Genomic DNA, 18,826 nt, shown 5'->3' on the forward strand with positions numbered 1-18,826 from the left:
ACTGTATTGGGCGCAGTCATCACTTTTCTGATGTATGGCGCACTGCCCATGTCCTTGGTGGTGTACATCATGGGAACGCCTTTGCGCCGTAAAGCCAGGCAAAGAAAAGAAGAAGGCCCCCCCCATCACCCGGAGCCTCAAGAATCACTGCGTGAGCCAAATGCAGGCCGCCATGCGCCCGGTTTGGCCGAGGACACGGCTGTCTCGCCGGTGCGAAAAGAACTTTGAAGCCTGGGTGAATGTGCACCAGTCCGATTGGCTGTCGTTGCCAAATACGCGGTGCACGCCTTGGCGCAACAAACGCAACTTGGCCAAGCCAGCCAAATCTGCCAGCCACTTTTCATCCGACGAAGGCTTGAAGAAAGCTGCCGCTGCAGGGTCCTGCACACAAAAAGCGGCTCTCACCTCTGGGCCCACCTCAAATGCTTTCGGACCAATGCAGGGTCCGAGCCACACCAAAACGTCGTCTGGCGCAGTGTCTCGCAATGAAGAAGCTCTCAGCAATGATTCGAGCACCCCTGCTCCCTCAACCCCTGCCAGCCCTCGCCAACCCGCGTGCGCAGCGGCTACCCAGCGCCCGGCGGAATCGCACATCAACACCGGCAAACAATCGGCCACCATGATGGTGCAAGCGACCCCTGTGCCCACCGCGATACACGCATCCGCCACAGTGCCGTCCCTGCTTGACGCATCCAACAGCACGGCATCCACACCGTGGACTTGCTTCAAAAAAACGGGCCGAGTGCCCATGTTGTCCTGCAAGCGCTGCCGGTTGATTTGCAGGCTCTGCGGAAGATCCCCTACATGGTCGCCCAGATTCATGCTGTCCCAAGGTGCGCTGGATACGCCCCCGTGCCGATCGGTCATCAAGGATTGAACCTGCTTTGGCGCAGGCCAGACGGGTCGCATCGAATGGTCAAAAAAAGGGGCCATGGGAAGTGATGGTCGGTTTGAAAAAGCGCTCGAAAAAGCAGTGCAAATTTGGATCGGTAGAGGATAAACCCAAAAAATACAAGCTGACGAGTGAGCGCGACACGTCACCTAGGCCTTTTATTGTGTAATCAAACCATGCCACGAGCCGCCCAAACGCCTGAATTAAGTTGGATTGAAGTTGATGAAGCATTGCCCCAGCCTCACCTTGCGTGGGGTGCAGAGTCGACTGCGCCCGGCTTGCTGGCAGCCGGCCACGACCTTTCTGCAGCACGCCTAATGGCGTCATACAGCCAGGGAATCTTCCCCTGGTTCAGTGCGGGTCAACCCGTGCTGTGGTGGAGCCCAGACCCGAGGATGGTGCTGCGTGTTGAAAATTTCCGCTTCAGCCGATCCCTGCGCCAAACATTGAAACGCTGGCTGCTTCAGCCTGGCTTTTCACTGACGTTTAACCGAGACTTCAGCCAGGTCATAGACCGCTGCAGCAAAGCCCCCAGGGCAGGGCAAAGTGGCACCTGGATCGTTCCGGCCATGGTCGCGGCTTATGAAGACCTGCACCGGGCGGGACACGCTCACAGCGCCGAAGTTTGGCTCGATGGCGAATTGCTTGCCGGCCTTTACTTTGTAGCCCTGGGCCATGCCGTGTTTGGGGAATCGATGTTCACCACGGTCACCGACGGCTCCAAAATGGCCTTGGCCAGCTTGGTCAGCGTTTGCACCACGCACGGTGTTTTGGCCATCGATTGTCAACAAAACACCCGGCATTTGGCCTCATTGGGCGCACAAGAAATGCCCCGTGCTGATTTTCTCGCGCTGGTCGAGCACGGCCGCCAAAAGCCCCCCATCGAGTGGAACACGCAAACTTTATACTGGCGTGCATTGACGTCCATGGACACCACGTCGTGACCCATCTCAAAGAACTTCCCATCCAGGCCTTGCAGTTTTATGCCACAGCGCCTTATGCATGCAGTTATCTGGCCGATCGTTCTGCACGCTCCCAAGTTGCGACCCCCAGCCACCTGATTCAAAACGAGGTCTACTCCGATTTGGTGGAACAGGGCTTTCGGCGCAGTGGGATGTTCACCTACCGCCCTTACTGTGATGGGTGCCAAGCCTGCCAACCCTTGCGCGTCATGGTCAAAGCTTTCAAACCTGACCGCAGCCAGCGCCGCGCCTGGCGGGCGCACAAGGACTTGCAAGTCCGGGTCCTCGATCTGCAGTTCGATCCTGATCACTACGCTTTGTATTTACGCTACCAAACAAGCCGTCACCCGGGCGGCGGCATGGACCACGACAGCGTCGACCAATACAACCAGTTTTTGCTGCAAAGCCGGGTCAACTCACGCATTGTCGAGTTCAGAATGCCTGCCGAAAAAGGCTCTTTGGGTTCCCTGAAAATGATCAGCATCGTGGATGTCCTGAACCACGGCTTGTCGGCTGTTTACACTTTTTATGACCCCGAAGACAGCGCAAGCTACGGCACTTACGGCGTGCTGTGGCAAATCGATCAAGCAGCACAACTTCAGCTGCCCTATGTCTACTTGGGATACTGGATCGAGAGCAGTCCCAAAATGAACTACAAATCCCAATTCAGGCCTTGCGAAATAAGAGTTCAGGGGCAATGGCAGGCTTTGAGCTGAACACCTGTATTTTTCACAGTGTAAGATTCAAATACTGTAACGAAGCACCATGAAAAAAGACCCCACCCTCACGCCGACCCCCACGGTCCAGGTCATTGAGCGCATGTTTTCGCTGATTGACGTGCTGGCCTCACGCGAGGAAGCGATCTCCTTGAAAGAAATCAGCGAAAAAACAGGTTTACACCCATCCACAGCACACCGCATCCTGAACGACTTGGCCACAGGTCGATTTGTAGACAGGCCCGAAGCCGGCAATTACCGCTTGGGCATGCGGCTTTTGGAGCTGGGCAACTTGGTCAAAGGACGTCTAAACGTGCGTGATGCCGCGCTGACCCCCATGCGTGAATTGCACAAACTCATTCAGCAGCCCGTGAACCTCAGCATGCGACAAGGTGATGAAATTGTTTACATCGAACGTGCTTACAGCGAACGTTCGGGCATGCAAGTGGTTCGCGCCATTGGTGGGAGGGCGCCATTGCACTTGACATCAGTGGGCAAGCTGTTTCTGGCTGCTGATGACCCTTTGCGTGTTCGTTCCTATGCCACCCGCACCGGATTACTGGGTCAGACACGCAACAGCATCACCCAGTTGCAGGTTCTCGAAAGAGAGCTGGCACGTGTCAATCAATACGGCATTGCCCGTGACAACGAAGAACTGGAAATGGGCGTGCGCTGCATCGCTGCAGGCATCTACGATGACCAAGGAAAATTGTTGGCGGGCTTGTCCATTTCAGCACCCGCTGACCGCCTTGATGAGGGCTGGCTTCCCAAGCTTCAGGCCACGGCAAACAGCATCTCCCGAACGCTGGGCCATCACGGCAACTAGCAAAAACTGCCCCATGAAAAAAGGCCTCACTGAGGCCTTTTTTCATGTTGTCGGCATATCAACCGGGCAGGTTTTCCACCAAAGCCGAATGCCGCACGCCTGGGGTGCCCGATGATTTCTCAACCCAACGCCGGACACGTTCTGCGTCAGCAATGCGGCTGAGTTTGCCCGCAGAGTCCAGAAAAACCATTATCAATTTGCGCCCAGCAACTTGGGCCTGCATGACCAGGCATTGCCCGGCCTCGGAGATGTAGCCCGTTTTTTGCAACCCAATGTCCCACTGTGCACTTTTCACCAAGCGGTTGGTGTTGTTGTATTGCAGGGTGCGGCGTCCCACTTCAATCTCGCGACCATGTGATGTTGACAACTCCCGCAAGACCGGCTCTTTGTAGGCCGCACCGACCAGAACAGCCAAATCACTGGCACTGGATTGATTGCGACTGGACAAGCCTGTTGGCTCCACGTAGCGCGTATCGGACATGCCCAAAGCTTTTGCCCGGGCATTCATGCGCGCCACAAACGTTTCTATGCCGCCGGGAAAGCTGCGCCCCAAAGCATGTGCAGCACGATTCTCACTGGACATCATGGCCAAATGCAGCAAATCTCCGCGACTAAGGACGGTACCGACAGCCAAGCGGGATGAACTGCCTTTTTCAGTGTCCACATCGGCCTGGGTAATGGCGATCAACTCGGCCATTGGCAATTGGGCCTCAGAGATCACCAAACCGGTCATCAACTTCGTCAACGAAGCGATGGGCAACACGGCATGGTCGTTTTTACTAAACAGTACTTCACGGGTTTCTTGGTCAATGACCAGGACGACACTGGATCGCAAATCCAAGGGGTCGTGCGCCGCATGTAGACCCGCTTTTTGTCCGTAGGATGCACGCACAACAGTATTTTTGGGGGCTGCCACAGCCATGTTCTTTTTGGCTTTTTTGGCTTTCGAAGGGGATTTTTTAACCGCTTTTTGGGTCACCGCCACGACACGCTTCTTGTCTGCGCCTTTTTTTTCCTGCGCCAGCGTTACCGTTGGCAGGGTCGCCAACACAACCAAAAGCGCTGCCATCAAAGCGGTAGCCAGACTTTTCGCCCATCGACCAGAGACATGCAGGGAACGGGGAAAAATGAATCGCATCAGGGGCATCTTGAATCAATGAATTGGATAATTGTGATCAAGTGTACTCAAATAAAAAAAGTCACGCAAGAACAAAGACTTGCGTGACTTTATTGAAGCCAGATAATACGTCAAAAGGGTTATTTTTAACCCTGTGCAGCGACCCGATCGGCTTTGCTTTGCAATTTATTGAGTGCGCTGAGGTAGGCTTTGGCAGAGGCGACCACAATATCAGGGTCCGAACCGACGCCATTGACCACGCGACCGCTGTTTTGCAAACGTACGGTAACTTCGCCCTGACTTTCCGTAGAACCGCTGATCGCATTGACCGAATAAAGCACCATTTCGGCACCACTCTTGACATGCGACTCAATGGCCTTCAATGAAGCGTCCACAGGGCCATTGCCGTCTGACTCTGCATGCACTTCCTTGCCTTCCACCGTGAAGACCACTGAAGCATGCGGCCGTTCGCCAGTCTCGCTGTGTTGAGCCATGGAAACAAAACCATATTGCTCCTTTTCAGCGGTGACGCTCTCATCGCCCACCAAGGCCAAGATGTCTTCGTCAAAAATTTCACTCTTGCGGTCGGCCAGTTCCTTGAACTTGGCGAACGCACTGTTGATTTCGGTTTCACTGTCCAAGGTCACACCCAAATCGTTCAAGCGCTGCTTGAAGGCGTTTCGGCCGCTGAGTTTGCCCAAAACGATCTTGTTGGTGGTCCAACCCACGTCTTCGGCACGCATGATTTCGTAAGTGTCACGGGCCTTGAGCACGCCATCCTGGTGAATACCTGAGGCATGGGCAAAGGCATTGGCACCGACTACCGCCTTGTTGGGCTGGACCACAAAACCGGTGGTCTGGCTAACCATGCGGCTGGCAGCCACGATGTGGCTGGTGTCAATGCCGATGTCCAGACCGAAATAGTCGCGCCGTGTCTTGACAGCCATAACCACCTCTTCCAGCGAGCAGTTACCCGCCCGTTCACCCAGACCATTGATGGTGCACTCGACCTGGCGGGCGCCGCCGATCTTGACCCCCGCCAAGGAATTGGCCACCGCCATGCCCAGGTCATTGTGGCAATGCACAGACCAGATGGCCTTGTCAGAGTTGGGGATGCGTTCACGCAAAGTGCGGATGAATTCGCCATACAGTTCAGGCACAGCGTAGCCCACCGTGTCGGGCACGTTGATGGTGGTCGCGCCTTCAGTGATCACAGCCTCGAGGACGCGGCAAAGAAAGTCCATATCGCTGCGGTAACCATCTTCCGGGCTGAATTCGACATCACCGACCAAGTTGCGGGCAAATCGGACAGATTGTTTGGCCTGCTCAAAGACTTGGTCCGGGGTCATGCGCAACTTCTTTTCCATGTGCAACGGAGACGTGGCGATGAAGGTGTGAATGCGCCCGCTGTTAGCCCCTTTCAGGGCTTCGGCGGCACGTGAAATATCGCGGTCATTGGCGCGTGACAAGGAGCAAATGGTGGCCTCCCTGATCGAATCAGCGATGGTTTTAACCGCCTCAAAATCACCATTGGAACTGGCCGCAAAACCGGCTTCGATCACATCCACGCGCAGACGCTCGAGTTGCCGTGCAATGCGCAACTTCTCATCTCGAGTCATGGAGGCACCGGGCGATTGCTCGCCATCGCGCAAGGTAGTGTCGAAAATTATCAGTTTGTCAGCCATGTTCACTCCTGGTCAATAACCCGCAAGTCCAAGCAAAAATGCAAAAGGCCCGTTGCGGATGGCATACGGGCCTTTTGGGAAAGTGTTTGCGTGCGCTACACATCCCGCCCGTTGGGCAGTAACAGTAGAGCGTGCAAAGAAAAATTCATGAGATAACTTTAGCACAATTCATAAGCTGGCCTGTCGTGCAGTTGACATCAATGGTGCAATCCACGCTCTTCAGGCTCGTCGGTCGAGGTGCTGATCATGCTCGTGGGCTGCCCTTTGGCCTTGCGCCAAACATAAATCACATAACCGCTGAGGCCGTAAATGACAAACAAGGCAAACAGCACGGTCGGGGGGTCGATGTTGACCACCGCAATGCCCAGGGCCACCAGCACCAGCGTTGCAAAGGGCACGCTTTTTTTCATGTGCATGTCCTTGAAACTGTAAAACGGCACATTGGTCACCATGGTCAGGCCTGCAAACAAGCACACAGCAAACATGCCCCAGGCAACCGTTTTCGCAGGCACAGCGTTTTCAAACATGATCCAGACAAAGCCCATGACCAAAGCGGCGGCGGCTGGCGATGGCAACCCCTGAAAGTACCGCTTGTCCACCACTCCAGTGTTGACGTTGAAACGGGCCAGGCGCAAAGCCGCACAAGCGCAGTAGACGAACGCCGCAATCCAGCCCCACCGCCCTAATTCTTTGAGGGTCCAGACGTACGCAATCAACGCAGGCGCCGCGCCAAAGGACACCATGTCTGAAAGAGAGTCCATCTGCTCGCCAAAAGCGCTTTGGGTGTTCGTCATGCGGGCAACACGACCATCCAGGCTGTCCAGCACCATGGCGCTGAATATGCCAACGGTGGCCAGATCAAAACGTCCGTTGATCGCCATGACCACCGCATAAAAACCAGCAAACAAGGCGGCCAGAGTGATCATATTGGGCAGCATGTAGATGCCTTTGGAAGGCTTGCGCGCTGACGTTGGCGTTTCCGTGTCTTCGGATTTGTCACTGCGGTTGTTCATTGTCTGTTCCTGTATGGGGTTTCAAGGATCCATCCCCGTATGCACAAGTTTAAGGCACCACGATTGCCCATTGAAAAAGGCCACCGCAGTGGCCTTTTAAAAACCGTCCTTAGAGCAGGATCAGTTACGGGTCTTGTCGACCAATTTGTTCTTTGCAATCCATGGCATCATGGCTCGCAGTTGAGCGCCCACGACTTCAATGGAGTGCTCTGAAGTCAAGCGACGGCGGGCCGTCATGCTGGGGTAATTGGTTCGGCCTTCAAGAATGAACATTTTGGCGTATTCACCGGTCTGAATGCGCTTCAAGGCATTGCGCATGGCTTCACGGCTTTGCTCGTTGATGATCTCAGGACCTGTCACGTACTCACCATATTCGGCGTTGTTCGAGATCGAGTAGTTCATGTTGCCAATGCCACCCTCGTAGATCAGGTCAACGATCAGCTTCAACTCATGCAGGCACTCGAAATAAGCCATTTCGGGAGCGTAGCCGGCTTCCACCAATGTCTCATAACCCATCTTGATCAGTTCAACGGCACCACCACACAGCACAGCCTGCTCGCCGAACAAGTCGGTTTCGGTCTCTTCTTTGAAGTTGGTTTCAATGATGCCGGCCTTGCCGCCACCGTTGGCCATCGCGTAAGACAAGGCCAAAGCGCGTGCTTTGCCACTCTTGTCTTGATGGATCGCGACCAGGTGTGGCACGCCACCACCTTGGGTGTAGGTATTGCGCACAGTGTGGCCAGGGGCCTTAGGGGCGACCATCCAAACGTCCAGGTCTTCGCGGGGCACAACTTGGTTGTAGTGCACGTTGAAGCCGTGGGCAAAGGCCAAAGAAGCGCCTTGCTTGATGTTGGGGGCCACGTTGTTGCTGTAGACCTCGGCGATCATTTCGTCAGGCAACAAGATCATGACCACGTCAGCGGCTTTGACGGCATCGTTGACTTCCATCACGGTCAAACCGGCTTTGCCGACTTTGTCCCACGATGCACCGCCTTTGCGCAGACCGACCACGACTTTCACGCCGCTGTCGTTCAGGTTTTGGGCGTGTGCGTGGCCTTGTGAGCCGTAACCAATGATGGCAACAGTCTTGCCCTTGATGACGCTCAGATCACAATCTTTGTCGTAAAAAACTTTCACAGGGTTCTCCTTAGGAATAAACAGGTTCAATGAGGGGGATTAAACGCGCAGGATGCGCTCGCCGCGCCCGATACCGCATGCACCCGTGCGCACGGTCTCCAAAATGGCGCTGCGATCGATCGCCTCCAGAAAGGCGTCGTTCTTGGTCTGGTCACCGGTCAGCTCAATGGTGTAGCTTTTGTCGGTGACATCGATCACACGGCCGCGAAAAATATCGGCCATGCGTTTCATTTCTTCGCGCTCCTTGCCCACGGCACGTACCTTGACGAGCATCAACTCGCGTTCGGTGTAAGAGCCTTCGGTCAGGTCCACAACCTTCACCACCTCGATCAGGCGATTCAGGTGCTTGGTGATCTGCTCGATCACATCGTCTGAACCCGCCGTTTGGATGGTCATGCGCGAAAGACTGGGGTCTTCGGTAGGGGCAACAGTCAGTGACTCGATGTTGTAACCCCGGGCAGAAAACAAACCTACCACGCGGGACAAAGCCCCGGCTTCATTTTCAATCAGTACAGCAATGATGTGTTTCATGATTACAAATCCTCCACGCCCATGATCATCTCGGTGATGCCCTTGCCCGCTTGGACCATGGGGAACACGTTCTCGGTGGGGTCTGTGCGGAAGTCCATGAAGACCGTGCGGTCCTTGAGCCTGCGCGCTTCGCGCAAGGCAGGCTCAACATCTTCTGGGCGTTCAATGAGCATGCCCACGTGCCCGTAAGCTTCAGCCAGCTTCACAAAATCAGGCAACGCATCCATGTAACTGTGGCTGTAACGCCCCGAATACTCGATCTCCTGCCATTGGCGAACCATGCCCAGATAACGGTTGTTCAAAGCCACGATCTTGATGGGCGTGTTGTACTGCAGGCAGGTTGACAGCTCCTGAATGCACATCTGGACAGAGCCCTCACCCGTCACGCAAAAGACTTCGCTGTCTGGCTTGGCAAGCTTGATGCCCATGGCATAGGGAATGCCCACACCCATGGTGCCCAACCCACCGGAATTAATCCAACGGCGCGGCTCGTTGAACTTGTAGTACTGAGCCGCCCACATCTGGTGCTGGCCAACGTCAGAGGTGATGTAAGCGTCAGCATCCTTGGTCATCTCCCACAAGGTCTCGATGACCTTTTGTGGTTTGATGACTAGGGAGTCGCTGTTGTCATACTTCATGCAATCGCGACTGCGCCAGCCTTCGACGGTTTCCCACCACTGCGCCAGGGCCTGGCTATCGGGCTTGAGACCAGACTCACGAATCATGCCCATCAACTCGGTCAAAACGTCTTTCACGTCACCCACGATCGGCACATCGACCTTAACGCGCTTGGAAATGCTCGATGGATCTATGTCAATGTGGATGATCTTGCGGTCCACTGAGGCAAAGTGTTTGGGGTTGCCAATCACGCGATCGTCAAAACGAGCACCAACAGCCAGCAACACATCGCAGTTTTGCATTGCGTTATTGGCTTCCAGTGTGCCGTGCATGCCCAGCATCCCCAGAAATCGGTGGTCTGTTGCAGGAAAAGCGCCCAAGCCCATCAAGGTGTTGGTAACAGGCACATTGAGCATGTCCACCAAGGCACGCAGTTCTGCGCTGGCATTGCTCAGCAGAACGCCGCCACCTGTGTAAATGAACGGACGCTTAGCCGACATCAATAAATGCAAAGCTTTGCGAATCTGCCCGCCGTGCCCTTTTCGCACCGGGTTGTAAGAGCGCATTTCAATCGAATCGGGGTAGCCCGTATAAAGCGTCTTATTGAAAGACACATCCTTTGGGACATCGACCACCACAGGCCCGGGGCGGCCACTGCGTGCAATATGGAAGGCCTTTTTCATGACGTCGGCCATGTCCTTGGCATCTTTGACCAAGAAATTGTGCTTGACGATCGGACGCGTAATGCCCACCGTGTCACATTCCTGAAAGGCATCCAATCCGATGGCGGCAGTAGGCACTTGCCCACTGATGATCACCATCGGAATGCTGTCCATGTAAGCGGTGGCAATGCCTGTGACCGCGTTGGTCAGGCCAGGTCCCGAAGTGACCAGTGCCACACCGACTTCCCCGGTTGCCCGGGCAAAACCATCGGCGGCGTGAACGGCTGCTTGCTCGTGCCGCACCAGCACATGCTGAATGGTGTCTTGCTTGTAAAAAGCGTCGTAAATGTGAAGGACTGCGCCGCCGGGATAGCCCCAAACGTACTGTACGTTTTCAGCTTGGAGCGCTTTGACAAGAATTTCAGCGCCACGCAATTCCTGCGCGCCCACTGGCACCTGGGCCTTTTCGGCTTTGTTCATTTCCATATATTCAACCTTTGTGAATTTCTCTAACGAAAAACCTTGGGTGCCCCTGGGCTCGACTCTTTTGAAGTGGCTTTGGGACTTGAGACCACAGACATGGGCACCAAACTGTAAAAGTGCCGGACGGTGATCCGTTTGCTTTTTTTCAATTGCAATCCAACATTATCGCATTTGTGAAAGGTACTTTCGAAAATAAACCCCAGGCATTTTGCTGGTGCCATAATTCCATCCCCATAGACTCAAGACAGCTGGCTGGAAAGTGCGCTCCTCTTTTACAACACCCTCAAAAGCATCGTTGACGCGATTGCTGCAAACAGTTGGCATCCGACTCTGAACTCGCAGAATTTCTGAAAACCATGGAAAAAAAGGCGTTCAAACGTGCCTTCTACCATGTCAGAAATGAGGACGCGGCCTTGGATATTCTGCAAGACAGCATGATCAAGCTGTGTACCAACTACGCAGACAAGCCTGTGGCTGAACTCCCTTTGCTGTTTCAGCGCATCCTGAGTAACACCATGCTGGACTGGTTTCGGCGGCAAAAAACCAAAAACGCTCTGTTTACCAACATGAGCGACTTCAGTTTTAGCGATGACGACGGCGAATTTGATCTGCTGGAGGTGGCTGGCAACACTGCTGACAAGACGACCTCTGAAAGTGCGGAGGAATGGGTAGGTCGCCTTCAGACCCTTGAGCACATCGAAACAGCCGTCATGGCATTGCCTGCCCGTCAACGAGAAGCCTTCCTGCTGCGTTATTGGGAAGAGCTGGATGTTGCAGAGACAGCTGCAGTGATGGGCTGCTCAGTAGGCAGCGTCAAAACCCATTGTTCTCGGGCCATTCAAGCCTTGAGCAAAACCTTGGGAACACAAGGAATCAGACCATGAATAACGCCAATTCAACCAATCAACAAGAAATCGACCGCCGGGGTCAGTATTTTTCGAACCAATTAACTCTGGCCACATCAGGCTTGTCCCATGACATCTCAGAACGCCTGCGGGTCGCGCGCCAACTGGCTTTGGCCCAACGTAAGCCGTTGGTGCTGTCACGATTGTCTCCAGCAGCGCAAATAAACAGCCAAGGCACACTGACCGGTCCCACTGACGAGGGCCTGAATTTTTTCAATATTTTGGCCTCGGCATTGCCCTTGTTGGCCTTGGTATTCGGTTTGATGGCGATCCAGTGGGTCCAGCAAGATACCCTGATTTCTGAAATCGCCGCTACCGACTCGGCATTGCTGACCGATGAATTACCGCCAGATGCCTACAGCGACGCAGGTTTTGTACAGTTTCTGAAGCATGGCCTCAGCGCCAGTGCCAGTGCCAGTGCCAAAGGCGATTAAAAAATGACAAACAGCGGTCAATTTTGTTCCCCCATGGCCCTGAAAATGGCTTTTGGATGGCTTTTGACGGTCTGCTTGACCACCGCCAGTGCCCAAACGTCCCCCTCCGAGGCTTCCAAACTTCCACAAATCAGCGCAGGCACCCCCGATGCTCAACAGGCAGTTCGATCGAAAGCTTGGCAACAACTGACCCCCAAACAAAAGCAAGCCTTGGCACCTCTTGGCGCCCAATGGGGTGCCCTGACGGCACAGCAGCAAAATAAATGGTTGGCGATTTCCGCCAATTTCACACAACTGCCCGTCGCCGATCAAGTCACAATGCACGCCCGGATGGCCGACTGGGTGAGCCTGAGTCCGCAACAACGCAACCTGGCACGACTGAACTTCAACAAGCTTCAAAATCTGCCAAAAGAAGATAAAAAAGCCAAATGGGAGGCTTATCAAGCACTTTCCACTGAAGAAAGGCGTTTGCTCTCAGCAGGATCTGCCCCTCTGACCAACAGCGCCGCCCCCACTGCCAAGCCACTGGAAGCTCACCGTCAAGTCCAGATGCCCTCACGGCCTGCATCTGGCAATCCGTCGACAACCCCATCCATCGATCGTAAAACCCTCTTGCCGCGCCCTCCCGCCTTGGCTTCACCAGCATTCACGCCGCCGCCCACGATGCAACCGGGATCCCCGGACTCAGCACGGCAGGCCACAGAAACCGCCCCCTCATGACGACTACAGGCACGGCCATTTCACCCTCCCCGGATCTCTGCGCCCCTTCACTGAATCGCCGCATGGCTTGCTGGCTGTACGAGGGAATGCTCCTGTTCGGGGTTATGGTGTCGTCTGGACTGGCCTACTTCATAGCCGCTTATTGGGTGACCGGCCTCGCGCCCGGCGAGATGAACCTCCATCCACAACTGAAGTCGGGCCTGCAAGCCATCAGTTTCTTTGTGCTGGGTTTGTATTTCACATGGATGTGGCACCGTGGACAAACACTGGCAATGAAAACCTGGCGCATCGGCATCGTGGACAAAGAGGGGCACCCCATCAGTCGCAAGATCGCATTCAAGCGCTACGTGGCCAGTTGGCTGTGGTTCATTCCTCCATTTGCGGCGTCTGCGGCGCTGCACTTATCAGCCATCGAGGTCACCACGCTGACCCTGGGCTGGGTGGCCGCTTGGGCCCTGCTCAGCCGCCTCCATCCACAAAGGCAGTTTTTGCATGATGCTTTGGCCGGAACACGGCTGATTTCAGTGCGCTGACCCCCACCCGATCGCGCCCACATGCAAAACCAGCCCCAACAAGAAACCCCAGAAGTCAACCCGCAAAAGTCGCGCACAGGCCTGAACCGCATCCTGCATGCGGGCGGGTACTCCATTGAAGGCCTGCGCGCCGGTTGGCATGAACCCGCCTTCCGCCAAGAAGCCATCCTGGCGATATTTCTGGTGCCTTTGTCATTTTGGCTGGGTCAAAATTGGCTTGAAACCGCCTTGCTGGCGGGTTCTGTCTTGATGGTCATGATCGTCGAGCTGTTGAACACCTCTGTGGAGTCAGCCATCGACCGCATCGGTCCCGAGTGGCACGACTTGTCCAAACGTGCCAAAGACATGGGCAGTGCCGCAGTGCTGCTCAGTTTGCTGTTTTGCGCCGGGGTTTGGATCAGCGCCATTTTTCACAGATGGGCTTGATCCCCATGAAGATCATCAAGCCGACAGCCGCATTTTCGATCTGCGTCTACTGCGGCTCAAAAACCGGCAATCAACCTGAATTTTCCCAACTTGCTGTACAGGTGGGCACATGGATCGGCACGCATGGTGGGCAACTGGTTTATGGCGGCGGTCGCAATGGTCTGATGGGTCTGGTGGCCGAAGCCACCATGGCTGCTGGGGGCACGGTGGTTGGCATCATCCCCAAAGCCCTGGTCGAAAAAGAGTGGGCACACCAAGGCTGCACAGAGCTACATGTGGTGGACACCATGCATGAGCGCAAGCGCATGATGGCCGAAAAAGCCGATGCATTTTTGGCCTTGCCCGGAGGCATAGGCACCTTTGAAGAGTTGTTCGAAGTCTGGACTTGGCGTCAATTAGGCTACCACGACAAGCCTGTGGGCATCCTCAACAGCCAGGGCTACTACGATGGCCTGATGGCCTTCATTGACCAGGTGGTACAAAAAGGCTTCATGACGGACTGGCAAACCGGTTTGGTAAGCGTGGGGCACGAACCGGAAGCCCTATTGCGGCGTCTGGTGGAAACAGCGGGCTTTGCACCGGCGGCCAAAGTGGCCTTGATTTGACGGGCATCCGGGGGTAAAGGCTTTGACCCAGCCTATCGACAACGGTTAAATGGCCGTTTCGTCCTGCTCGCCCGTACGGATGCGCACCACGCGCTCGACCGAAGTCACAAATATCTTGCCATCACCGATCTTGCCCGTGCGGGCGGCCTTGACAATGGCATCCACGCAACTGTCCACATCCTCGTCCTTGACCACGACCTCCACCTTCACTTTAGGCAAAAAATCGACCACATACTCGGCACCACGGTACAGCTCAGTGTGGCCTTTTTGACGGCCAAAACCCTTGACTTCGGTCACAGTGAGGCCCGTCACGCCACATTCGGCCAAGCCTTCACGAACTTCTTCCAGTTTGAAAGGTTTGATGACTGCGGTGATCTGTTTCATGGCTTGAATCCTCAAAAGATGATGGTGCGCTGGTTCAGGCGCGAAATTTGTTGGTCATAGGATAACGCCAATCCTTGCCAAAACTGCGGTGGGTGACGCGAATGCCCACCGGGGATTGACGGCGCTTGTACTCATTGAGTTTGATCAAGCGGGTTACCTTCTCCACATCAGTCCGTTCAAAGCCATCAGCGATCAAGGCCTCTACACCTTCGTCGTTTTCCATATAGCGGGCAATGATCGCATCCAGCACCTCGTATTCGGGCAGGCTGTCCTGGTCTTTCTGGTCGGGTCGCAACTCGGCACTGGGTGGCCGGGTGATGATCCGCTCGGGAATCGGCTGACTGCCCGTGCCATAAGGGTCATTCAGGTTGCGCCAGCGGGCCAAGTCAAAAACCCGGGTCTTCACCACATCCTTGATGACCGCGAAACCGCCCGCCATGTCGCCATAAAGGGTGCAATAACCTGTGGCCATTTCACTCTTGTTGCCCGTCGTCAGCACAATCGCGCCGGTCTTGTTGGACATCGCCATCAGCAGTGTGCCGCGAATTCGGGCCTGGATGTTCTCTTCGGTCGCGTCTTCTTTCAGGCCCGAAAACTGGCTCGAAAGCGCTTGCCTGAAGCCATCAAAAAGCGGGGCAATGGAGATTTCGTCGTAGCGAACGTTCAAACGTTTGACCATGTCCCGCGAATCAATGCAGCTGATGTCGGCCGTGTAGGGCGAGGGCATCATCACCGCATGAATATTGTCGGCGCCGATCGCGTCCACCGCGATGGCCAGCACCAAGGCTGAATCGATTCCGCCCGACAAGCCCAACAGGGCTTGCTTGAACCCGTTTTTACCCAAGTAGTCCCGCACCCCCAAAACCAGAGCGTCCCACAACTCGGCATCTGCTGTGGCCAAAGGTACCAAGGCATTCGCCGCTGCGGTGACATCCAAGCCACTAAGGCCGCTCTGGGCCTGAACACTAAGGCAGGCCTCGCGAAAACCTTCTGCCCGAGCCACAACTTGCCCTTGGGTGTTCAACGCAAAAGACCGGCCTTCAAAAATCACCTCATCTTGACCCCCGACCAGGTGGGCGTAAATCAGCGGCAAACCGCAGTCGGCCACGCGTTCGCGCATGCGCTGTTCACGCTCAACGCCTTTGCCAGCGTGAAAGGGGGAAGCATTCAGAATGGCCAGCAACTGGGCGCCAGCATCGCGCGCAAGACGGGCCGGCTCTTCAAACCAGGCATCTTCGCAAATCAGCAAGCCGACCTTGACACCCTCCACCTCAAAAACGCCCACCCCCTGGCCTGGCGTGAAGTAGCGATGCTCATCAAACACCTGGTAATTGGGCAGTTCGCGTTTGTCGTAAGTGACCACCACCTGCCCTTCGCACAACACCGAAGCGCGGTTGTGTCGGCGGGTCACGGCCACACTGCGGGTGCGCAGGCCACCGCCTTCGGGGTGTCCCACCACCACGTGCAAGCCTTTTAACCCGGACAGTTCGCGGGCCACTGTTTTCAAGGCATCATCGCAGGCGTCAATGAAGGCCGGGCGCAGCAACAAGTCTTCGGCTGCATAGCCACAAATCGACAACTCAGGCGTGATCAACAAGCGTGCACCCCCGGCGTAGGCTTGGGCTGCGGCATCGATAATTTTTCGGGCGTTGCCCGGCATGTCGCCCACGACAAAATTCAGCTGGGCCACACAAATTTGGAGAGTCATACAGGTGCAAGAAAATGTGAGCTTGAATTATGTCACCCGGGTGCTGGATGACCTGGGGGCCATCGAGCCCCGGGCCTGGGACGATCTGCTCGCGAGTCAAGATGCGCCATCCCCCTTCATGCAGCATGCCTATTTGTCAGCCATGCAGACCAGCGCATCGGCCACACCCGAGACCGGTTGGACCCTGCAGGTGGTCAGTTTATGGCGCGACACCCCTGAGGGCCAGGTTCTGGCGGCCGCTTGCCCCTTGTACATCAAGACCCACTCACGTGGTGAATACGTGTTTGACCACGCCTGGGCCGGTGCCTACGAGCGCCATGGCTTGCCCTATTACCCCAAGGCCTTGGTGGCCTCACCCTTCACACCGGTGCCCGGCAGCCGCTTGCTGGCCGAATCTCACGCGGCACGGCAAGCCCTGCTGGAGAATTTGCTGGCGCTTTGCCAGTCGCAAGAAATCCCATCACTGCACATTCTTTTTGCCAGCCCGCAAGACCTGCAAGCCTGCGAACAGGTGGGCCTGCTGCAGCGCAGCCAGGTGCAGTTTCACTGGCAAAACCAGGGCTGGCGCGACTTCGATGATTTTTTGGGCAGCTTGAACCAGGAAAAACGCAAAAAAATCCGCCAGGAGCGCCGCAAGGTGCACGAAGCGGGGGTCACGTTTCGCGCCGTGCGCGGCACCGACATGACCGATGAAGACTGGGCCTTGCTGCTGCGTTGCTACCAGCAAACCTATTGGGAGCATGGCAATGCGCCTTATTTGACCCCCGCGTTTTTCGAGGCCATGCGCCGTGACATGGCCCCTCACTGGCTTTTGTTTGTGGCAGAACACGAGGCGCAGCCAATTGGCATCAGCCTGATCGGCTTGCACTTGGACGCCCAAGGCCAGCCCGAAGTCGCCTATGGCCGCTACTGGGGTGCCTTGGCGCGGGTGGACTGTCTGCACTTTGAGGCTTGCTATTACCAGCCAATCGAATGGTGCATTCAACACGGCCTGAAACGTTTTGAGGGCGGCGCCCAGGGCGAGCACAAAATGGCCCGGGCTTTGCTGCCCACGCCCACGCACAGTGCCCATTGGCTCGCGCACCCGGCTTTTTCAGAGGCTGTGGCCCGGTTTCTGGAACGGGAAAAAGCAGGGGTCGAAAATTACCTCGAAGCCCTGCACCAACATTCACCGTTGAAAAAAATCCCATGAAAAACGCCTGCGCGGGTCAACCGGGCAGGCGTTCAAATTTCACCCTGTGAGGGGCTTGCCAGTTGCCACCGTATGTGGCCCCTGGCAGAGCCTGCTCAGGCCTTGGCTTCGTTGTATTTGGCGATGCCGTCCAGAATTTCCTTATGGGCTGCATCTTTACCCTCCCAGCCCACAATCTTGACCCATTTGCCGGGCTCAAGGTCCTTGTAGTGCTCAAAAAAGTGAGCGATCTGCGACAGACGCAACTTGTTCATGTCTTCAGGCTTTTGCCAGTGGGTGTAGATCGGCAGGATCTTGTCGATGGGCACGGCCAGCACTTTGCCGTCTTGCCCACCTTCGTCTTCCATCAGCAGGATGCCAATGGCACGGCAGGGCACGACCACCCCAGGAATCAGGGGAAATGGCGTGATCACCAGCACGTCCACAGGGTCGCCATCGCCCGCAATGGTTTTGGGCACATAGCCGTAATTGGTCGGGTAATGCATGGCAGTCCCCATAAAACGGTCTACAAAAATGGCACCGGTTTCCTTGTCCACTTCGTACTTGATCGGGTCGGCGTTCATCGGGATCTCAATGATCACGTTGAAGGATTCGGGCACTTTTTTGCCGGGGGTGACGTTGTCGAGGGCCATCTTGCGGGTCTCTTTGTTAAAAGTTAAAAAATTACAAATCGCTAGGGATTAACCCCGATTTTACTTTCACAGGCCTTGCGCACAGCCCGACTCTGCCTCTTTAATGAACGGTTGGCCAATCGTTCTCCGGTTTCGGCGGTCGAGGAAGCAACGCCGTGGAGGTGCCTCCAGCGCGTTGCACCTCTGTTCAGCGACAACCATCGAGGAGTTCAACGATGACAGGAAATTCTGCGCTTATTCTGGCGCTCGTTTGTGGTCTGATTGCCGTGGTTTATGGCATTTGGGCCCGAGGGTGGATCCTTTCCCAAGATGCCGGCAACGCCCGGATGCAGGAAATCTCAGCAGCCATTCAGGCAGGTGCCGCCGCTTACCTGGCCCGTCAGTACAAAACCATCGCCATCGTCGGCGTGGTGCTGACCATTCTCATGGGGCTGTTTCTGGATGGCATCACCGCCATCGGTTTTGTCATTGGCGCCGTCCTTTCGGGGGCTTGTGGCTTCATTGGCATGAACGTATCAGTCAGAGCCAATGTGCGCACTGCGCAAGCTGCAACCAAGGGCATTGGCCCGGCGCTGGATGTCGCCTTTCGGGGTGGCGCCATCACCGGCATGCTGGTGGTGGGCTTGGGTCTTTTAGGCGTCACCG

The 18,826-nt window shown here is 55.7% G+C and carries 21 protein-coding genes; 11 read left to right on the forward strand and 10 right to left on the reverse strand.

Annotated elements, in window-relative coordinates:
• Positions 1 to 144: 144 nt before the first annotated feature.
• The gene (gene pgeF / locus ACIQ3A_RS09530) at positions 145 to 933 is read right to left on the reverse strand and encodes a peptidoglycan editing factor PgeF (RefSeq protein WP_396431508.1); all 789 of its coding nucleotides are present in this window, start codon (positions 931 to 933) and stop codon (positions 145 to 147) included.
• Between the two features lie 135 nt (positions 934 to 1,068).
• Between pgeF and aat the strand changes: the two genes are divergently transcribed.
• Genes aat through ACIQ3A_RS09545 form a run of 3 tightly spaced genes read left to right on the forward strand, consistent with a single transcriptional unit; the run spans position 1,069 to position 3,396 of the window.
• Positions 1,069 to 1,836 (forward strand): leucyl/phenylalanyl-tRNA--protein transferase, encoded by a 768-nt coding sequence (aat, locus tag ACIQ3A_RS09535; RefSeq protein WP_396431509.1) that lies wholly within the window; start codon positions 1,069 to 1,071, stop codon positions 1,834 to 1,836.
• Positions 1,833 to 2,570, forward strand: coding sequence for an arginyltransferase (locus tag ACIQ3A_RS09540; RefSeq protein ID WP_396431510.1), 738 nt, complete (start codon positions 1,833 to 1,835; stop codon positions 2,568 to 2,570). Before aat ends, ACIQ3A_RS09540 begins: the two co-directional genes overlap by 4 nt.
• Positions 2,571 to 2,619: 49 nt before the next feature.
• A complete protein-coding gene (locus ACIQ3A_RS09545; RefSeq protein WP_396431511.1) occupies positions 2,620 to 3,396 on the forward strand; it encodes an IclR family transcriptional regulator in 777 nt (258 codons plus the stop codon).
• Positions 3,397 to 3,454: 58 nt separating this feature from the next.
• On the opposite strand, the gene ACIQ3A_RS09550 is transcribed toward ACIQ3A_RS09545, so the two are convergent.
• From ACIQ3A_RS09550 to ACIQ3A_RS09575, 6 genes are all read right to left on the reverse strand, one after another.
• Entirely contained in the window at positions 3,455 to 4,465 is a 1,011-nt protein-coding gene (locus ACIQ3A_RS09550) for a serine hydrolase (protein WP_396431512.1), read from the reverse strand.
• A 194-nt stretch (positions 4,466 to 4,659) separates the two neighbouring features.
• Positions 4,660 to 6,198 carry a 2-isopropylmalate synthase gene (locus ACIQ3A_RS09555; RefSeq protein ID WP_396431513.1) on the reverse strand — a complete coding sequence of 513 codons (1,539 nt, stop codon included), beginning with the start codon at positions 6,196 to 6,198 and terminating at the stop codon, positions 4,660 to 4,662.
• Positions 6,199 to 6,395: 197 nt separating this feature from the next.
• The gene (gene pssA / locus ACIQ3A_RS09560; protein ID WP_396431514.1) at positions 6,396 to 7,211 is read right to left on the reverse strand and encodes a CDP-diacylglycerol--serine O-phosphatidyltransferase; all 816 of its coding nucleotides are present in this window, start codon (positions 7,209 to 7,211) and stop codon (positions 6,396 to 6,398) included.
• Positions 7,212 to 7,331: 120 nt separating this feature from the next.
• Positions 7,332 to 8,348, reverse strand: coding sequence for a ketol-acid reductoisomerase (ilvC, locus tag ACIQ3A_RS09565; protein WP_396431515.1), 1,017 nt, complete (start codon positions 8,346 to 8,348; stop codon positions 7,332 to 7,334).
• Positions 8,349 to 8,387: 39 nt separating this feature from the next.
• Positions 8,388 to 8,879: an acetolactate synthase small subunit gene (gene ilvN, locus ACIQ3A_RS09570; RefSeq protein ID WP_108406980.1), complete on the reverse strand. Its 492-nt coding sequence runs from the start codon at positions 8,877 to 8,879 to the stop codon at positions 8,388 to 8,390.
• Between the two features lie 2 nt (positions 8,880 to 8,881).
• The gene (locus ACIQ3A_RS09575) at positions 8,882 to 10,645 is read right to left on the reverse strand and encodes an acetolactate synthase 3 catalytic subunit (RefSeq protein WP_396431516.1); all 1,764 of its coding nucleotides are present in this window, start codon (positions 10,643 to 10,645) and stop codon (positions 8,882 to 8,884) included.
• Between the two features lie 314 nt (positions 10,646 to 10,959).
• On the opposite strand from ACIQ3A_RS09575, the gene ACIQ3A_RS09580 reads away from it, so the two are divergent.
• The 6 genes from ACIQ3A_RS09580 to ACIQ3A_RS09605 are packed head-to-tail and all read left to right on the forward strand — an operon-like array spanning position 10,960 to position 14,265.
• Positions 10,960 to 11,526 (forward strand): RNA polymerase sigma factor, encoded by a 567-nt coding sequence (locus tag ACIQ3A_RS09580; RefSeq protein ID WP_396431517.1) that lies wholly within the window; start codon positions 10,960 to 10,962, stop codon positions 11,524 to 11,526.
• Positions 11,523 to 11,981: a DUF3619 family protein gene (locus ACIQ3A_RS09585; RefSeq protein ID WP_396431518.1), complete on the forward strand. Its 459-nt coding sequence runs from the start codon at positions 11,523 to 11,525 to the stop codon at positions 11,979 to 11,981. The genes ACIQ3A_RS09580 and ACIQ3A_RS09585 overlap by 4 nt, the downstream gene beginning before the upstream one ends.
• A 45-nt stretch (positions 11,982 to 12,026) precedes the next feature.
• Positions 12,027 to 12,701, forward strand: a complete 675-nt coding sequence (locus ACIQ3A_RS09590; protein ID WP_396431519.1) for a DUF3106 domain-containing protein — start codon at positions 12,027 to 12,029, stop codon at positions 12,699 to 12,701.
• Entirely contained in the window at positions 12,698 to 13,234 is a 537-nt protein-coding gene (locus ACIQ3A_RS09595; RefSeq protein ID WP_396431520.1) for an RDD family protein, read from the forward strand. The genes ACIQ3A_RS09590 and ACIQ3A_RS09595 overlap by 4 nt, the downstream gene beginning before the upstream one ends.
• A 21-nt stretch (positions 13,235 to 13,255) precedes the next feature.
• Positions 13,256 to 13,660 carry a diacylglycerol kinase gene (locus ACIQ3A_RS09600; protein ID WP_396431521.1) on the forward strand — a complete coding sequence of 135 codons (405 nt, stop codon included), beginning with the start codon at positions 13,256 to 13,258 and terminating at the stop codon, positions 13,658 to 13,660.
• Positions 13,661 to 13,665: 5 nt separating this feature from the next.
• Positions 13,666 to 14,265, forward strand: coding sequence for a TIGR00730 family Rossman fold protein (locus ACIQ3A_RS09605; protein ID WP_396431522.1), 600 nt, complete (start codon positions 13,666 to 13,668; stop codon positions 14,263 to 14,265).
• Positions 14,266 to 14,310: 45 nt separating this feature from the next.
• Here the strand turns inward: ACIQ3A_RS09605 and ACIQ3A_RS09610 are convergent, their stop codons facing one another.
• Both ACIQ3A_RS09610 and ACIQ3A_RS09615 read right to left on the reverse strand, forming a co-directional pair.
• Positions 14,311 to 14,649, reverse strand: a complete 339-nt coding sequence (locus ACIQ3A_RS09610) for a P-II family nitrogen regulator (RefSeq protein WP_090047178.1) — start codon at positions 14,647 to 14,649, stop codon at positions 14,311 to 14,313.
• A gap of 34 nt (positions 14,650 to 14,683) precedes the next feature.
• Positions 14,684 to 16,357 carry an NAD+ synthase gene (locus ACIQ3A_RS09615; protein WP_396431523.1) on the reverse strand — a complete coding sequence of 558 codons (1,674 nt, stop codon included), beginning with the start codon at positions 16,355 to 16,357 and terminating at the stop codon, positions 14,684 to 14,686.
• Between the two features lie 4 nt (positions 16,358 to 16,361).
• Between ACIQ3A_RS09615 and ACIQ3A_RS09620 the strand changes: the two genes are divergently transcribed.
• Entirely contained in the window at positions 16,362 to 17,549 is a 1,188-nt protein-coding gene (locus ACIQ3A_RS09620) for a GNAT family N-acetyltransferase (protein ID WP_396431524.1), read from the forward strand.
• Between the two features lie 95 nt (positions 17,550 to 17,644).
• On the opposite strand, the gene ppa is transcribed toward ACIQ3A_RS09620, so the two are convergent.
• A complete protein-coding gene (ppa, locus tag ACIQ3A_RS09625) occupies positions 17,645 to 18,181 on the reverse strand; it encodes an inorganic diphosphatase (protein WP_396431525.1) in 537 nt (178 codons plus the stop codon).
• Between the two features lie 215 nt (positions 18,182 to 18,396).
• Between ppa and ACIQ3A_RS09630 the strand changes: the two genes are divergently transcribed.
• Positions 18,397 to 18,826, forward strand: a 430-nt coding sequence (locus ACIQ3A_RS09630) for a sodium/proton-translocating pyrophosphatase (RefSeq protein WP_396431526.1), incomplete at its 3' end; no start/stop codon positions are given.

The sequence above is a fragment of the Limnohabitans sp. genome (assembly GCF_044361985.1).
Taxonomy (GTDB): domain Bacteria; phylum Pseudomonadota; class Gammaproteobacteria; order Burkholderiales; family Burkholderiaceae_C; genus Limnohabitans_A.

What these genes read in the sequence shown, in the direction of transcription:
- pgeF (WP_396431508.1), bottom strand. Translation starts at nt 933, where the DNA reads ATGGCCCCTTTTTTTGACCATTCGATGCGACCCGTCTGGCCTGCGCCA.
- aat (WP_396431509.1), top strand. Translation starts at nt 1,069, where the DNA reads ATGCCACGAGCCGCCCAAACGCCTGAATTAAGTTGGATTGAAGTTGAT.
- ACIQ3A_RS09545 (WP_396431511.1), top strand. Translation starts at nt 2,620, where the DNA reads ATGAAAAAAGACCCCACCCTCACGCCGACCCCCACGGTCCAGGTCATT.
- ACIQ3A_RS09550 (WP_396431512.1), bottom strand. Translation starts at nt 4,465, where the DNA reads ATGGCAGCGCTTTTGGTTGTGTTGGCGACCCTGCCAACGGTAACGCTG.
- ACIQ3A_RS09555 (WP_396431513.1), bottom strand. Translation starts at nt 6,198, where the DNA reads ATGGCTGACAAACTGATAATTTTCGACACTACCTTGCGCGATGGCGAG.
- pssA (WP_396431514.1), bottom strand. Translation starts at nt 7,211, where the DNA reads ATGAACAACCGCAGTGACAAATCCGAAGACACGGAAACGCCAACGTCA.
- ilvN (WP_108406980.1), bottom strand. Translation starts at nt 8,879, where the DNA reads ATGAAACACATCATTGCTGTACTGATTGAAAATGAAGCCGGGGCTTTG.
- ACIQ3A_RS09575 (WP_396431516.1), bottom strand. Translation starts at nt 10,645, where the DNA reads ATGGAAATGAACAAAGCCGAAAAGGCCCAGGTGCCAGTGGGCGCGCAG.
- ACIQ3A_RS09585 (WP_396431518.1), top strand. Translation starts at nt 11,523, where the DNA reads ATGAATAACGCCAATTCAACCAATCAACAAGAAATCGACCGCCGGGGT.
- ACIQ3A_RS09590 (WP_396431519.1), top strand. Translation starts at nt 12,027, where the DNA reads ATGGCTTTTGGATGGCTTTTGACGGTCTGCTTGACCACCGCCAGTGCC.
- ACIQ3A_RS09595 (WP_396431520.1), top strand. Translation starts at nt 12,698, where the DNA reads ATGACGACTACAGGCACGGCCATTTCACCCTCCCCGGATCTCTGCGCC.
- ACIQ3A_RS09600 (WP_396431521.1), top strand. Translation starts at nt 13,256, where the DNA reads ATGCAAAACCAGCCCCAACAAGAAACCCCAGAAGTCAACCCGCAAAAG.
- ACIQ3A_RS09605 (WP_396431522.1), top strand. Translation starts at nt 13,666, where the DNA reads ATGAAGATCATCAAGCCGACAGCCGCATTTTCGATCTGCGTCTACTGC.
- ACIQ3A_RS09610 (WP_090047178.1), bottom strand. Translation starts at nt 14,649, where the DNA reads ATGAAACAGATCACCGCAGTCATCAAACCTTTCAAACTGGAAGAAGTT.
- ACIQ3A_RS09615 (WP_396431523.1), bottom strand. Translation starts at nt 16,357, where the DNA reads ATGACTCTCCAAATTTGTGTGGCCCAGCTGAATTTTGTCGTGGGCGAC.
- ppa (WP_396431525.1), bottom strand. Translation starts at nt 18,181, where the DNA reads ATGGCCCTCGACAACGTCACCCCCGGCAAAAAAGTGCCCGAATCCTTC.